Below are 14,962 nucleotides of genomic sequence, written 5' to 3' on the forward strand. Positions count from 1 at the left end.
GGATCGGCGCGGCCGGGGCCAAGGATAAAACATTCCGCGCGGCCGACGCCAAAAAAGGAGAGAAATCGGATGCTCGGCAACCTGGAACTCGTGATGCGGCTGGTTCTCGCGGCTGCGCTCGGCAGCGTCATCGGCATCGAGCGCGAGCGCCTTTCCTGGGCGGCCGGCCTGCGCACGCACATGCTGGTCTGTGTCGGTTCGACGCTCATCATGATCGTATCGGCATTCGGTTTCGCCGATGTGCTGGGCAGCAGCGACCACGTCGTGCTCGATCCGTCGCGGATCGCCGCGCAGGTGGTATCGGGGATCGGTTTTCTCGGCGCGGGCTCGATCCTGCTGCGCGGCGAGATCGTGCGCGGGCTGACGACGGCCGCGAGCCTGTGGTCGGTCGCCGCGATCGGCCTCGCGGTGGGCGGCGGCCTGTACATCGCGGCGATTGCCGCGACGCTCATCATCCTGATCATCCTGGCCGGCATCAAGCCGCTCGAGCGGCGCTACTTCACGGTGCGGCAGCGGCGCCAGCTCGCGCTGACGGTGGTGAGCGGCGCGCTGACGTTCGATTCGCTGCACGCGGCGCTCGGCCCCGACAGCGCGCGCGTGAAGCAATTCATCGTGCAGCGCGCCGACGACACGGGCGAGCACGACGAGGTGCGCATCGCGCTCGGGCGCGTGTCGGATCTCGAATACCGCGCGATCTGCGACAAGCTGCGCGGGCTGTCGTGCGTGACGCGATTCGAGCAAGGCGGCGGCTTGCCGGGCGACGAATAGACGGCATCCGATCGGCCGGATCGGCGATCGGTCATGCGACAATGGCCGGTCACTGATTCCGTTCGACCTTCGGTTCCGCGCTCGCGGGCCTGCAATCCGACTCCATGACCGAATCCGTTTCCGTGCCTCGCTCCCGTTCCCATTCCCGCTCCGACCGTTCATCGGCCCGTTCGCGCCCGCGTTCCGCCGCGGCCGCGGCAGACACCGCCGCCAAGGCAACCGCGCGGTCCGGCAACGCGGGCGGCGATGCGCCGCGGGACGAACACACGCTCGACCTGTTCGGCGATCCGGTGCGCGAGCCGGCTGCGCGTGCGCCGGCCGTCTCGCGTGATGACGCGGTGGCGGACGCCGAGACGGTGGCCGCCGTTGCGGACGGCGAGGACGCCGCTCGGCAGGCGACGCTGGATGGATTCGCGACGCCGGGCGCCGCTGCCGATACGGCCGAGCCGGCTCCCGACGTCGCGACGACGACGGAGTCTGCTTCGACGCGTGGAAACGGCGATGCGGTCGATGCCGATGTCGTGCCCGCGCCCGCTGCAGACACGACGAAACCTGGCGGGGCGCGGCTGTCCGATGGTGGCGGCGCGCGCGCAGCTGGTGAGCCGGCAACGGGCGGCGGCCAGATGAAGGCCGGCAGCGTGTCGGAAGCCGGCGGCGCGGCCGGGACGAGCGCCGATCGTTCGACCGCGAATGCCGATGCGGTGGGTGGTGCGGTCGATGCGGCCATCGCCGATCGTCTCGTGAAAGCGGGCGGGGAGGCCGAAGGTGCCGCCGTGCCGGTCACACACGATGACGCGGCGCGGGCGCCCGGCGAGACCACGAAGGGGCGTCGCGCATCCTCCGGCGGCAAGCGACGTGCGACTGCCGGCACGCGCGAAGCGGCAGCGCCAGCGGTGCGTAGTGTGCCGGGAGCAGCGGCTGTCGGCGCCGGGGCGGAGGCGCCTCCGGCGCAGCACACTCCGCCGTCCGCCGAACCGCAAGCGACCGCCGAACCGGCCGGGCCGGTCGCTGCCGCGATTGCCGCGAGTACCCGTGATGCTGCGCGAGCAGCCCCAGCGCCGGCCTCGCCGGTCGTGCAGCCGGTGGCGTCCGCGGCGTCGTTCGTGACGAAGCCGTCGGCGGATCGCGCGCAACCGGCCGCGTCGAGCGGGCCAGCCTTCGATCCCGACACGCATCTGCGCCCGCTGTCGGATCGGCTCGCCACCCTGCAGGCCGACACGGCCGGCATGAAGCAGGCGGCCGATCGCGAGATGCGTCGCGTCAACCGGCTGCTGCTGGCACTGGCGATCGTCGTGTTCGCGGGGCTCACCGCACTGGTGCTGCAAACACGGCAGATCGCGCACCTGAAGCAGGAACTGGATGCCCGGCAACAGCGGATCGACCGGCTGGCTGCCGATCTGTCGACGCAGCAGGCAACGCTGATGACGCTCGCGGAACACCACGAAGCGATGCTGTCACAGGTCGACCGGCTGCAACGCAATGCGAACCGCGAGGCGGCGGCCGCGAAGCGCGTGCGTCGAACGCACTAAATCGTCCGACCCTACCTGCAAACCCCGGCCTGGCAAGGCGCGTCGCGGGAGACCGACCGTTGGCGGTTGCACGGGTGCGGCAAACTGATGCGGCGCGCTGGCAGAGTTCAGGGAAAACCCTTAGAATGAAGTCCGTCTAAGGGAAAACCCTAGCGCCATCTGTCAGGAGTCTCACATGAGCTTCATTCTTGCCCTGCTGCAAAAGATCGACGACCTGTTCGTCTCCCCGCACCTGCCGCTCGACGCGGAATATTCGTACGCTGCGCGTCGCGCCGAAGCCGAGCGCGTGCGTCGTGCGAACCTCGTGCCGATCGTCCTGTACCGTCGCTGATCCGCTGATCCGCTGATCCGCTGATCCGCTGATCCGCTGATCCGCTGATCCGCTGATCCGGCGCAGCGCTCGCTGCAACTGCCTGCCCGCTTTCCGCCGTCGCATCGCGCGCCGGTGTGACCGTCCCGCTACACTGGAAGTCCGACTTCCCTCGCGACACCCGGGCCATGCTGCAGATGCGGCCGATGACGGCCGGTGAATTCCACGCATACCGCACGCGCGCCATCGACGGCTACGCGCGCGATCTCGTGTCGTCCGGGCAGAATGCGGCCGACGACGCGGCGAGCCGCGCCCGCGCCTGCTTCGATACGCTGCTGCCTGACGGCCTGCTCACTTCCGGCCAGACACTCGTCCAACTGATCGACGCTGCCAGCGGCGACACGGTCGGCGATCTCTGGTACGCGATCGTGCCCGAAGGGCCGAACCGCACGCTGTTCATCTACGACCTCGACATCGTCCCGTCCCGGCGCCGCCAGGGCTGGGCCACGCGCGCGCTCGATGCGCTGGAGGCCGAGGCACGCCGCCATGGCGTCACCGAGATCGGGTTGTCGGTGTTCAATCACAACACGGCTGCCCGTGCGCTGTATCGGGCGTGCGGCTTCGCGCCGATCACGACGACGCTGATCAAGCCGGTCGTCTCTGGCTAACGACGAAGATTCGACACCGCAGGCGCAACGTTTTCGTTTCGACACGATTTCACGTCAGCGCACACGCGGGCCGTGGTGCGCTCTGGATGGGCCTGCGAGTCCGATTTGGCCTTTTGAACGCGGGGCCCCCCAGCCGGCATGGCAACCGAAATCCCGTGTGGATCCTATGATGAGCGGGCCAACAGTTTGGCGTACTCATACGCAGCATGGGGCGATCACCGACTGACCATTCATGTCATGCCCGGAACCCGAGCGTTCGGTCGCGGTGGATTCTTCATCCATGGTGGCACGAACGCGGGATCTGCCGGATGCATCAATCTTCATTCCGGAATGGAAAATTTCGTTCGAGACATCGAGGCGGCGACGAAGGACGCGCCCGAGTGCTACGTTCCACTGACGATTCAATACTGACATGCGAAAACGCCCGTTGCATATCTTGATTGGTGTGGCGCTGCTGATTTCGATCCTGCTCGTTTTTGCGTTCAACGCGATCAATCTCGAAGAGGCATACGGCGACGGACCACCCTACTACGCGCGGACGACCAATATGGACAAGTGGACGAATCCGCTCCCGTTGCTGGGTATTGTCGATGGCGCAATGCTGGTCGCGATCGGCGCGTATTGTTTCTGGATTCGTCGAAGCCGTTGAATCCTGCGCGCGGCGGCGAGCGTGCGGGTTGCAGTCCCGCCCGTTTTCGCGCCGCGCCGGCTCATCGCGCCCGCCCTTTCCATCTCCTCAGCAGCAACGCATTCGTCACGACGCTGACGCTGGAAAACGCCATCGCTGCCCCCGCGATCACCGGATTCAACCAGCCGAGCGCCGCGAGCGGCACGCCGATCAGGTTGTAGACGAACGCCCAGAACAGGTTCTGCTGGATCTTCCGGTACGTCCGCTTCGAGATGTCGATCGCATCGGCGACGAGCGCCGGGTCGCCGCGCATCAGCGTGATGCCGGCCGTGTGCATCGCGACGTCGGTGCCGGTGGCCATCGCGATGCCGACATCGGCCGCGGCGAGCGCGGGCGCGTCGTTGATCCCGTCGCCGACCATCGCGACGATTCCGCCGTGCGTCCGCTTCAGTTCGGCCACCACGCGTGCCTTGTCGTCGGGCAGCACCTGCGCATGCACTTCGCCGATCCCGAGCGTCGCCGCGACGGCCGTGGCGCTGCCGCGGTTGTCGCCCGTCACGAGCACGCTCGCGACGCCCCGTGCCGACAGGGCCGCGACCGCGTCGCGCGCGCCGGGCTTCACGGTGTCGCCGAACGCGATCAGCGCGAGCAGCGCACGCGGCGCATCGGCGCGCATCAGCCACGAAATCGTGTTGCCCGCGCGTTCGAGTTCCGCGGCACGCGCGTCGAGTTCGGGCGGCACGACGATACCGAGTTCGTCGCGCCAGCGGGTGCTGCCGAGTGCGAGAAGCTGCCCGTCGACACGCGCTTCGACGCCGCGTCCGGCCACCGCGCGCGCATCGGCCGCGACGATCTCGGCCGAACCCGCGCCGCCGCCGCCGCGAGCCAGGATGTCAGCATCGTGTGCGGCGACCACCGCGCGCGCGAGCGGGTGATCGCTTTGCCGCTGGACCGCGGCCGCGAGCGCGAGCGCCTGCTCGCGCGGGATGCCGACGGCGTCGAACGCCGTCACGGATGGCTTGCCTTCGGTCAGCGTGCCGGTCTTGTCGAACGCGATCACGGTGGTACGCTGCGCGAGTTCGAGCGCCTGGGCGTCCTTGATCAGCACGCCGTGGCGGGCCGCGACGCCGGTGCCGGCCATGATCGCCGCGGGCGTCGCGAGGCCGAGCGCGCACGGGCACGCGATGACGAGCACCGCGACCGCGTTGAGGATCGCCGTTTCGGTGCCGGCGCCGGCGATCAGCCAGCCGATCAGCGTCAGCACGGCGATGCCGAGGATCGCCGGCACGAACACTTCGCTGACGCGATCCACGAGCCGCTGGATCGGCGCTTTCTCCGCCTGGGCGGATTCGACGAGGCGGATGATGCGTGCGAGCGTTGTTTCCGCGCCGATCGCGGTGGTTTCGACGACGAGCGCGCCTTCGCCGTTGATCGACCCGGCCGTGACCGGGTCGCCGTCGTCCTTCGGCACCGGCAGGCTTTCACCGGTGATCAGCGATTCGTCAACGTGCGAGCGGCCCGACACGATCCGGCCATCGACGGGCACACGCTCGCCGGGACGGATGCTGACGGTCGTGCCGACGCGCACCTGCGCGAGCGGCACGTCGCGTTCGACGCCGTGCTCGACGACGCGCGCACGGTCCGGGCGCAGTGCGTTCAGTGCGCGGATCGCCTCCGTCGTCTGGCGTTTCGCGCGCGCTTCGAGCCATTTGCCGAAGCGCACCAGCGTGACGATGACGGCCGATGCCTCGAAATACAGGTGGCCGGGGTGCGCGGGGTCGCGCAGCAGCATCCACAGGCTCAGGCCGAACGCGGCCGACGTGCCGAGTGCGACGAGCAGGTCCATGTTGCCCGTGCGTGCCTTCACCGCATGCCAGGCAGCGCGGTAGAAGCGCGCGCCGAAGCCGAACTGGACGATCGACGCGAGCACGAGCTGCAGCCAGCCGGGCAGCATCGCGTCGAAACCGAACGGCGCGACGAGCATCGGCACGACGAGCGGCGCGCTCAGCACGGCCGAGCCGATCACGAGATTGCGCTCGCGGATCGCTTCGCGTTGCTTGCGGGCGTCGGGGGCTTGCGCGGCGGCGCCGCTGCCGGCGCGGGCGGTGGCGTCGGTCGAGGCGCCCACGTCCGGCGAGGCGGCGAGCGACGCCCGATAGCCGGCCGTCGTGACCGCCGCGATCAGCGTGGCGGCGTCGAGCGCGCCGGCGCCATGCACCGATGCGCGTTCGGTCGCGAGATTGACCGACGCATGCGTGACGCCCGGCACCTTCTCCAGCGCCTTTTCGACGCGCGACACGCATGACGCGCAGGTCATCCCGTCGATGGCGAGTTCGAGGCTGGCGGATGCCGGAGACGCGGACGGGGCAGGGAGGGCGGCGGTATCCGGCGCGAGCGGCGTCGCACCATAGCCGGCCTGCCTGACGGCATCCGCCAGTTGCGACGCGGAAACGTCCGCTGCGGCGTCGACCGTCGCGCGTTCGGTCGCGAGGTTGACCGTTGCGCGCGTGACGCCCGGCACTTTCGCGAGTGCTTTCTCCACGCGCGACACGCACGACGCGCAGGTCATGCCGTCGATATCGAGTTCGATCGTGGTGGCGGTGGCGGTGGCGGTGGCGGGCGTTGCCGTTACCGGCAGTGCTGCGACGCGCGTCGCGTGCCCCGCGGGCGAGGCCCCCACGGCTGCGCCCGTCGCTTCGCGCACGGCAGCGCGATAGCCGGCGGCGCCGACCGCGTCGACGAGCTGCGCCGGCGTGACCGCATCATGCGCGGTGACCGTGGCCGCATGCGCGTCGAGATCGACCGCGGCCTCGACGACGCCCGGCACCGCAGCCAGCGCACGTTGCACACGGCCGGTGCAGCCGCCGCAATGCATGCCGTCGACGGTCAGTTCGACCGTTTGCAGGGCTGCGGAGGCGAGTGGTTCAGTCATGTCGGATTCCCCAGGAGCGCGGATCGAGCCGCGAGTGATGTCAGTATCAACATTCCCATGATGGGAAGGTCAAGGGGGGATGCAATACAGGATCGTGTCGACGGCCAACGCATTCTCGCCTGTCATGCCCGGCCAGCGCAGGCGGCGGACCGCTTCGTACAAGGGGCCGGATCAGCGGAGATTCAGGCTGACGACAGGCCGGCTACTGCTGCGCCCGTTATTCGGCATATTGGGGGATGCCCTCAGGCGCTATGATACCGGCCTGACATCAGCGTCCGCCCGGCGAAGCGGCGACCGGGCAGGCTGGGGTGCCTTGCCTTCGCCGATCGTGAGTCGAACAAGGCGTTGACTGACAAGAACGATATTCGGCCAGTACTCAATGATTGAAAACCTACGAGAATCAATTTCTCTGCGGCGCGCGGCAGGCGCGTCGCTGGCCCTGGCGATGCTGCTGGCAGGATGCGCGTCGCAACCGGATGCGATCCAGCGGAAAACCGGCTGGATGCGCGCCGAAGTGGCCGACTCTTATGTATACGCGTATCCGCTCGTGCTGATGGACGTCGCGAAGGAAGCCGCGACGGGCGGCGACGGCGCTCAGCCGGGCCAGGCGCCGCTCAACACGCTGCGTCACGCGCAGGCGCTGCCGCCCGTCGGCGCGCTGAACCCGCCGCTGCCGGGCGTCGACACGCTCGACTCGACCGGCTGGCTCGACGTCGGCGCCGAGCCGGTAATCGTGACGCTGCCGGACACCCGCGGCCGTTACTGGGATGCGCGCGCGCTCGACATGTGGACGAACGTGCTGTGGTCGGCGTCGAGCGTGGCGGCGCGTGGCGCTCGCGGCGCCGTGCGAGCGCAAACGATTGCCTTCGCCGCGAAGGACTGGCAAGGCACGCTGCCGAAGGGCGCATTGCGGATCGACGTGCCGTCGGCCAATGCGTGGCTCGAAGTGCGGCTGCAGACGAGCGGCGGGCGCGACCTCACGAACGTGAAGAAACTGCAGCGGACGATCCGCGTGGTGCCGCTGTCCGTCTATACGGGCAGCGCGCGCGGCGCGTCGGTCGCGGTCCATGCGGGCAGCGCGCCGTCGGAAGCGGCGAGCGGCGGCACGCCGGCCGAGCAGGTGGCCGCGCTCGACCCGAAGGCGTTCTTCACGCGCTTCGCGCAGGCGCTGCAGGACAACCCGGCACCGGCCGACGATGCGCACGCGCAAGAACAGCTGAAGGACATCGGCGTGACGGCCGGCTACCCGGTGCTGTGGACGGGCGATCGCCTGAACGCCGCGACGGCCGGCGTCGCCGAGGCGCGCGCGCGGCTCGCGACACCGCCGTCGAACCTGCTCAACGCGAACGGCTGGAGCTGGATCGGCGACACGGCCGGCAAGTACGGTCAGGATTACACGCTGCGCGCGTACGCGGCCTACACGCAGTTCGGCACCGCGACGCGCGACGACGAAACGCTCGCGTTCGTGCGCGTCGACAGCGACGGCCATGCGCTGAACGGCGCGAACCGCTACGTGCTGCACTTCGCGCCGGGCGCGCTGCCGCCGGTGCGCGGGTTCTGGACGCTCACGCCGTACGCGACGAACGGTGCGCTGCCCGACGTCGGCTCGGCGCGCCGCTCGCTCGGCGACCGCGACCGGCTGCGCCGCAACCACGACGGCTCGATCGACGTGGTCGTGTCGGCATCGCCGGGCGGCACGCATGCGGCCAACTGGCTGCCGGCGCCGCGCACCGATTTCGCGCTCGCGCTGCGGCTGTACGCGCCGAAGCCGCAAGCGAGCGACGGCTCGTGGATGCCGCCCGTCGTCGTCCGGAAATGAACCGACGGGCGCCGCCGCTGTCCGATCCGCGGGCGCGGCGGCCGCGCCCGAACGTCGTTCCGTTACCACCTGAGCCTATACTTTCGGGATAGCGTGCACGGCCGTGCCGGTTTTCCGGCGCGGCCAGGCATCCATTCCCGAGGCATCCAAGCATGGCAAGCGCAGACAAAGAAACCGTACCCTCGACCCTCCATGCCCTCGGCGGCGTTGCACGCTCGCGCCGGACCCGGCGTATCGGCCTCGGCGTGCTGATCTTCCTCGTTTTATTCGGACTGCTCGGGTTCTTCGCGGCGCCGCCGCTGATCCGCCACATCGCCGAACAGCAACTGAGCCAGCAGCTCGGCCGGCCGTCCTCGGTCCGGCGCGTCGCGCTGAACCCGTACACGCTGAACCTCGAAGCCGACGGCGTGCACGTCGGCGAGCGCGGCGGCCAGGGCGACTTCATCGACATCGGCAAGCTCGTCGTCAGGCCGTCGTGGTCGTCGCTGTTCCGCGGCGCGCCGATCGTCAACGAAGTGCGCGTCGACTCGCCGCGCTTCCATATCGTCCGTTACGACGCGCAGCGCTTCAACTTCACCGACCTGATCGAGAAGTTCTCGACGCCGTCCAAACCCGAAAGCAAGCCGACACTTTTCTCGGTGTCGAACATCCAGGTCAACGACGGCCGGATCGACTTCGACGACCGCCTGCTGAACGAAAAGCACGTGGTCGACAACTGGATGCTCGGCATCCCGTTCATCGCGACGCTGCCGTCGAAGACCGACATCTTCGTGCAGCCGAAGCTGCGCGCGCGGTTCGACGGCAGCCCGATCGCGATCGACGGCAGGACGAAGCCGTTTGCGCAGTCGCGCGAGTCGGAAGTCGCGCTGACGTTCGACCGGCTCGACGTGCCGAAGCTGATTTCGTACGCGCCGGCGAAGCTGCCGGTGATCGTCACGAGCGGCCTCCTGAGCAGCGACCTGAAGCTGAACTTCGTGATGAGCGGCGACACACCCGCGCTGCGCGTGTCGGGCACCGTCGATCTCAACGACGCGAAGGTGACCGACCGCGCGTCCGCGCCGCTGTTCGCCGCGCGCGGCGTGCACGTCGCGGCCGCCGGTCTCGAGCCGCTGCGCAACGTGCTGCATTTCGACGAGATCCGGCTCGACCAGCCGGTCGTCGACCTGGCGCGCGACAAGCAGGGCGTGCTGAACGTCGAGAAGCTCGCCGGCCAGCCGTCTGCCGCGCCGAAGGCGGCCGCCGGCAAGCCGGCCGCCGCCTCGTCGGCCGCTGCCGCATCGGGTGCCGCCGCATCGAGCGAAGCCGCCGCCGTCGCCGCCGCGAGCGGCGCGAAGGCCGAAGCCGTCGCGAAGGAAGCGCCGCCGCTCGATCTGACGATCCGTCATTTCGCGATCGACGGCGGCACGATCAACGTCGACGACCGCGTGCCGGCGACGCCGACCGCGCTGTCGCTGACGAAGCTGGCCGCGACGCTCGACGGCTTCACGCTGCAGGGCAAGACGCCCGCGAAATACACGTTGTCGACGTCGTTGTCGCGCGGCGGCGACCTGAAGGCCGAAGGCGCGTTCAGCCTGGCGGCGAAGCAGGCCGACACGAAGCTGACGGTCGATGCGCTCGCGCTGCCGGCGCTGCAGCCGTATCTCGGCGAGGCGACCCGCGCGCGCGTGCTCGACGGCACGCTCGGCGCGAGCGTCAACGCGAAGGCCGACTGGGGCAAGACGCCGCTCGACGCGCAGGTCGCCGACAGCACGGTGAGCCTGAAGTCGCTGAAGCTCGCGACGCCGGACGCGAAGGCGCCCGCGATCGTGCTGCCCGACGCGAGCGCGAAGATCACGAAGGTCGACGTCGCCGCGCGCAGCGCGGAAATCGCGAGCGTCGACGCGACCGGGCTCGCGCTCGACGTGAAGCGCCTGAAGGACGGCAAGATCGACCTGGCGGCGCTGGCCGAACCCGCGCAGGCGGCGGTGCCCAGGCGCACGGTCGCGCGCAAGGCCGCGGCGGCCGCGCCGTCGTGGCATTACCGGATCGACGCGCTGAACGTGAAGGAATCGTCCGCGAACTTCACGGACCTGTCGACGCCGCGCCCGGTGAAGCTCGCGATCAAGCCGCTCGACCTGTCGGTGCAGAAGATCAGCGACGACCTGACGAAGCCGCTCCCGGTGCAGCTGAAGGCGACGCTGAACCGCAAGGGCTCGGTGAACGTGTCGGGCGACGTGACCGCGCAGCCGCTGAAGCTCGGCCTGAAGATCAACGGCAACCGCCTCGACGCGGCCGCGTTCGAGCCGTACTTCGGCAGCGCGCTGAACGCGACCATCGCGAGCGCGCTGCTCAACGCGCAGGGCAACCTGACGTTCGCGCAGGTGAAGGACACGCCGCGCGCGACCTATCGCGGCGATGTCGCGCTGGTCGACGTGCGGATGCTCGACAAGGCGACGTCCGACCCGTTCGCCGGCTGGCGCTCGCTCGCGCTGTCGAACCTGAAGGTGAACCACGACGAGAAGGGCACCGACGTCGACGCCGCGCGCGTGACGTTCTCGAACTTCTACGGCCGCGTGCTGCTCGATGCGCAGGGTCGGCTGAACCTGAAGGACGTCGTCGCGAAGGAGACGGGCCCCGCGCAGTCGCTGACGCGCGACGCGAGCAAGCCCGAACCGGTGCCGCTGTCGCCGGGCATGACGCCGCCGGCCGCCGCCGCGCAGGCCTCGTCGGCCGCGGCCGCGCAGCAGGCGTCGGCGCCGGCCGCCGCATCGGCGCCGGTCGTCGTGAAGGCCGCGCCGCCGCCGCAGAATCCGGTGCGCATGCATTTCGGCGAGCTCCTGCTGCAGGACGGCCGCGTGACCTACACCGACAACTTCATCAAGCCGAACTACACGGCGAACCTGGTCGCGATCAAGGGGACGGTCGGCGCGTTCGGCACGGACTCGACGACGTCCGCGCCAGTCGACGTCGCCGCGAACCTCGCGGGCAACGGACCGATCTCGATCAAGGGCTCGGTGAACCCGCTGATCGACAAGCCCGCGCTGGATCTCACGGCGACCGCGCACGACATCGAGCTGACCAACCTGACGCCGTATTCGGCGAAGTACGCCGGCTACCCGATCACGAAGGGCAAGCTCAACGTCGACCTGCACTACCAGCTCGCGAACGACCAGCTTCAGGCGAACAACCACATCTTCATCGATCAGCTCACGTTCGGCGATCACGTCGAAAACGACACGGCGACCAAGCTGCCGGTGAAGCTCGCGATCTCGCTCCTGAAGAACACGCGCGGCCAGATCGACGTGAACCTGCCGGTGTCGGGCTCGCTGTCGAATCCGGAGTTCAGCGTCGGCGGGCTGATCTGGCGCGCGGTGCTGAACCTGATCGCGAAGGCCGTCACGTCGCCGTTCACGCTGCTCGCGAATGCGTTCGGCGGCAGCGGCGGCGAGGATCTCGGCTACGTCGAGTTCGCGCCGGGCGCGTACGAGCTGACCGACGCGCAGCAGAAGAAGCTCGATACCGTCGTGAAGATGCTGACCGAGAAGCCGTCGATCCGGCTGGACCTGATCGGCCGCGTCGATCCGGCGAAGGACACGCCGGGGCTGCGCGACGCGTACGTCGAACGGCTGGTTCGCCAGCAGAAGCTGAAGGACGTGGTCGGCCAGGGCGAGAGCATCGATCCGATGTCGGTGAAGGTCGAACCGGCCGAGTACACCAAGTACCTGACGCGCGCGTACAAGGACGCCGACTTCAAGAAGCCGCGCAACCTGATCGGCCTGCAGAAGACGCTGCCCGATGCGGACATGAAGCAGGCGCTCGCCGATCACGCGCCGGCCGACGACAACGCGCTGCGTGCGCTCGCGCAGCAGCGCGCGCAGGCCGTGCGCCAGTACCTCGACGGCAAGATCGATGCGAGCCGCATGTTCGTCGTGGCGCCGAAGCTCGATGCGAAGGGCATCGAGGACAAGGGCGCGACGACGCGCGTCGACTTCGGACTGCAGTAAGCGTTACGCCCTCATCCGCCGCCGCCGCGTCCGATCGGCAATCGGGCGCGGCGGCGCGCTTCCCGTCAGCGCACCTCGATCGCCGGTTCGCGCTTGTCCAGTTCCTTCCTCGCGGCCAGCGGCAGGCGCGCATCGTCCCAATGCGTGAGCCATTCGACTTCCTTCGCGGTGAACACCTGGCCGTAGTTGCGCAACGCGTACTGCAGCGCGTCGACGACGTGGTGGCGAATGATTTCGGGGGTGCGTGCATCGTCCAGCACGAACCGGAGAGCTTCCAGGGTCGACATACTCGTGCTCCGGGTCAGGGAAAACCCTTTATCACACGCCAATAGTCATACGCCAAGCGTGAAAAAAATTCGCGCGGCTGGCGACGGCGCGCCCGATGCACCGATCCGGTGCGAACCTCGCGCGCACACGTCGCGGCGTGCGCCGGGTCGCCTCGTTTTGCGACCGCGTCGTGTCACTTGCGATTGGTTACGTTTGACAGAAAACAGAAAGCCCCGCTTCACGCGAGCGCCCCACGGCGCGGCGATATTTTGCGCGCCTGATGGCAGGTCACGCAGTTCAACGTCAATCGATGAGGTGGGGTGATGATTTCCAGGTTCGCTAAGCAACGAAAAATGGCGGTGATGGTGGCGGGCGCGCTGGCGCTCGCAAGCGCCGGCGCCTACGCGGCGCAGCAGGACGGCAACAGCCAGGGCGATGACGCCGGCCACGGCCGGCGCGTCGTGAAGCACGTGCTGCTGATCAGCGTCGACGGCCTGCACGAGCAGGATCTCGCACGCTGCATCGGCGCGAACACGTGTCCGAACCTCGCCGTGCTCGCACAAAGCGGCGTCACGTACACGAACGCCTACACGCCCGGCCTGTCGGACTCGTTCCCGGGGCTCGCCGCGCTCGTGACGGGCGGCTCGCCGAAGACGGCCGGCCTGTTCTACGACGTGTCGTACGACCGCAACCTGTACGCGCCGAGCGACACGACCTGCTCGGGCAAGCAGGGCTGGAACGTCGTGTTCGACGAGACGACCGGCATCGATGCGTTCAACGGCGGCGCGCTCGTGCACCTCGACGGCGGCGGCGCATTCAATCCGCAGGCGATTCCGCATGCGAAGGTCGACGGCCAGTGCGTGCCGGTCTATCCGCACAACTACGTGAAGACCAACACGGTGTTCGAGGCCGTCAAGGCCGGCGTGCCGAACGCCTACACCGCGTGGGCGGACAAGCACGCGTGGGGCTACGACTGGCTGAACGGCCCGTCGGGCACCGGCGTCGACGATCTGATGCGCACCGAGATCAACTCGATCGACCCGGCGACGAACACGGCCTACACCGACGTCTATTCGCACACGGCGCGCTTCGACAACCTGCACGTGCAGGCGCTGGTCAACCAGATCGACGGCCGCGATTCGACGGGCACGAAGAACGCGCCGGTGCCGACGCTGTTCGGCGCCAACTTCCAGACGCTGAGCGTCGCGCAGAAGGCGCCGGTCGCGAAGGGCGGCGGCTACCTCGACGCGAACTTCACGCCGAACGGCCAGGTCGCGAACGCGATCACGTACGTCGACAACTCGATCGGCCGCATCGTCGCCGAGCTGAAGCAGCGCAACCTGTACACGTCGACGGCCGTGATCGTCACGGCGAAGCACGGCCAGTCGCCGACCGATCACACGAAGCTCGTGAAGAACGGCGACACGCTGACGAAGCTGCTCGAAGCGAACGGCTATCTCGACCCGAACGGCAACTTCGGCCAGAACAACACGACGACGGGCAACCTGAACGACGGCTCGGGCCTGGTCGGCACGGGCTTCGTGCAGACCGACGACGTCGGCCTGATCTGGCTGCGCGACCGCAGCCAGCGCACGGCCGTGGTGCAGACGCTGAAGGCGAACCTCGGCTGCAACGCGCCGGGGATCTGCGCCGACGGCCCGCAGGCATCCATCCTGTACGGCGCGGCGCTGGCCGACCGGTTCGGCGATCCGGCCAACGGCCGCACGCCGGACATCATCGTCCAGCCGAATCCGGGCGTGATCTACACGTCGAGCACGAAGAAGGACGAGGAACACGGCGGCAACGCGCCGGACGACAGCCACCTCGGCCTGCTCGTGTCGTACCCGGGCCTCCATCGTGCGCGTACCGTGAGCGATGTGGTCGGCACGAAGCAGGTCGCGCCGACGATCCTCGGGCTGCTCGGCGCCGAACCGAAGCTGCTGCACGCGGTCGTGGCCGAGAACACGCACGTGCTGCCGGGGCTCGGCATCGACCACTGACGCAACGGGACGGGCGGCACGGCGCCGTGTTACCGGCGCCGCCGTGCCGTCCGGGCGT

General features: G+C 69.0%; 11 protein-coding genes. 8 read left to right on the top strand and 3 right to left on the bottom strand.

The features are described from left to right. Positions 1–69: 69 nt before the first annotated feature. From DID99_RS06340 to DID99_RS06350, 4 genes are all read left to right on the top strand, one after another. A complete protein-coding gene (locus tag DID99_RS06340) occupies positions 70–768 on the top strand; it encodes an MgtC/SapB family protein (RefSeq protein ID WP_124666328.1) in 699 nt (232 codons plus the stop codon). 104 nt (positions 769–872) lie between these two features. Next, positions 873–2,297, top strand: coding sequence for a flagellar hook-length control protein FliK (locus tag DID99_RS06345; protein ID WP_124666329.1), 1,425 nt, complete (start codon positions 873–875; stop codon positions 2,295–2,297). Between the two features lie 175 nt (positions 2,298–2,472). Then, positions 2,473–2,628, top strand: a complete 156-nt coding sequence (locus DID99_RS37140; protein ID WP_167359264.1) for a hypothetical protein — start codon at positions 2,473–2,475, stop codon at positions 2,626–2,628. Between the two features lie 167 nt (positions 2,629–2,795). After that, the gene (locus DID99_RS06350) at positions 2,796–3,275 is read left to right on the top strand and encodes an N-acetyltransferase (RefSeq protein WP_124486078.1); all 480 of its coding nucleotides are present in this window, start codon (positions 2,796–2,798) and stop codon (positions 3,273–3,275) included. 195 nt (positions 3,276–3,470) lie between these two features. Here the strand turns inward: DID99_RS06350 and DID99_RS37145 are convergent, their stop codons facing one another. After that, positions 3,471–3,689 carry a hypothetical protein gene (locus tag DID99_RS37145; protein ID WP_185702624.1) on the bottom strand — a complete coding sequence of 73 codons (219 nt, stop codon included), beginning with the start codon at positions 3,687–3,689 and terminating at the stop codon, positions 3,471–3,473. Here DID99_RS37145 and DID99_RS06360 point away from each other — a divergent pair. Then, the gene (locus DID99_RS06360) at positions 3,688–3,924 is read left to right on the top strand and encodes a hypothetical protein (RefSeq protein ID WP_124520069.1); all 237 of its coding nucleotides are present in this window, start codon (positions 3,688–3,690) and stop codon (positions 3,922–3,924) included. The two genes, DID99_RS37145 and DID99_RS06360, sit on opposite strands and share 2 nt — an antisense overlap. 61 nt (positions 3,925–3,985) lie before the next feature. On the opposite strand, the gene DID99_RS06365 is transcribed toward DID99_RS06360, so the two are convergent. Continuing rightward, positions 3,986–6,835 carry a heavy metal translocating P-type ATPase gene (locus DID99_RS06365; protein ID WP_124666330.1) on the bottom strand — a complete coding sequence of 950 codons (2,850 nt, stop codon included), beginning with the start codon at positions 6,833–6,835 and terminating at the stop codon, positions 3,986–3,988. A 379-nt stretch (positions 6,836–7,214) separates the two neighbouring features. On the opposite strand from DID99_RS06365, the gene DID99_RS06370 reads away from it, so the two are divergent. Together DID99_RS06370 and DID99_RS06375 are read left to right on the top strand one after the other, a co-directional pair. Then, positions 7,215–8,654, top strand: a complete 1,440-nt coding sequence (locus DID99_RS06370) for a DUF1254 domain-containing protein (protein ID WP_124666331.1) — start codon at positions 7,215–7,217, stop codon at positions 8,652–8,654. A gap of 152 nt (positions 8,655–8,806) precedes the next feature. Continuing rightward, positions 8,807–12,637: a DUF748 domain-containing protein gene (locus DID99_RS06375; RefSeq protein WP_124666332.1), complete on the top strand. Its 3,831-nt coding sequence runs from the start codon at positions 8,807–8,809 to the stop codon at positions 12,635–12,637. A gap of 65 nt (positions 12,638–12,702) precedes the next feature. Here DID99_RS06375 and DID99_RS06380 read toward each other — a convergent pair whose 3' ends face one another. Further along, positions 12,703–12,924 (bottom strand): hypothetical protein, encoded by a 222-nt coding sequence (locus DID99_RS06380; protein WP_185500307.1) that lies wholly within the window; start codon positions 12,922–12,924, stop codon positions 12,703–12,705. A 303-nt stretch (positions 12,925–13,227) separates the two neighbouring features. Here DID99_RS06380 and DID99_RS06390 point away from each other — a divergent pair, with 303 nt between their 5' ends. After that, the gene (locus DID99_RS06390) at positions 13,228–14,904 is read left to right on the top strand and encodes an alkaline phosphatase family protein (RefSeq protein ID WP_124666333.1); all 1,677 of its coding nucleotides are present in this window, start codon (positions 13,228–13,230) and stop codon (positions 14,902–14,904) included. Positions 14,905–14,962 lie beyond the last annotated feature (58 nt).

Source organism: Burkholderia sp. Bp8986 (assembly GCF_003854225.1).
GTDB lineage: Bacteria > Pseudomonadota > Gammaproteobacteria > Burkholderiales > Burkholderiaceae > Burkholderia.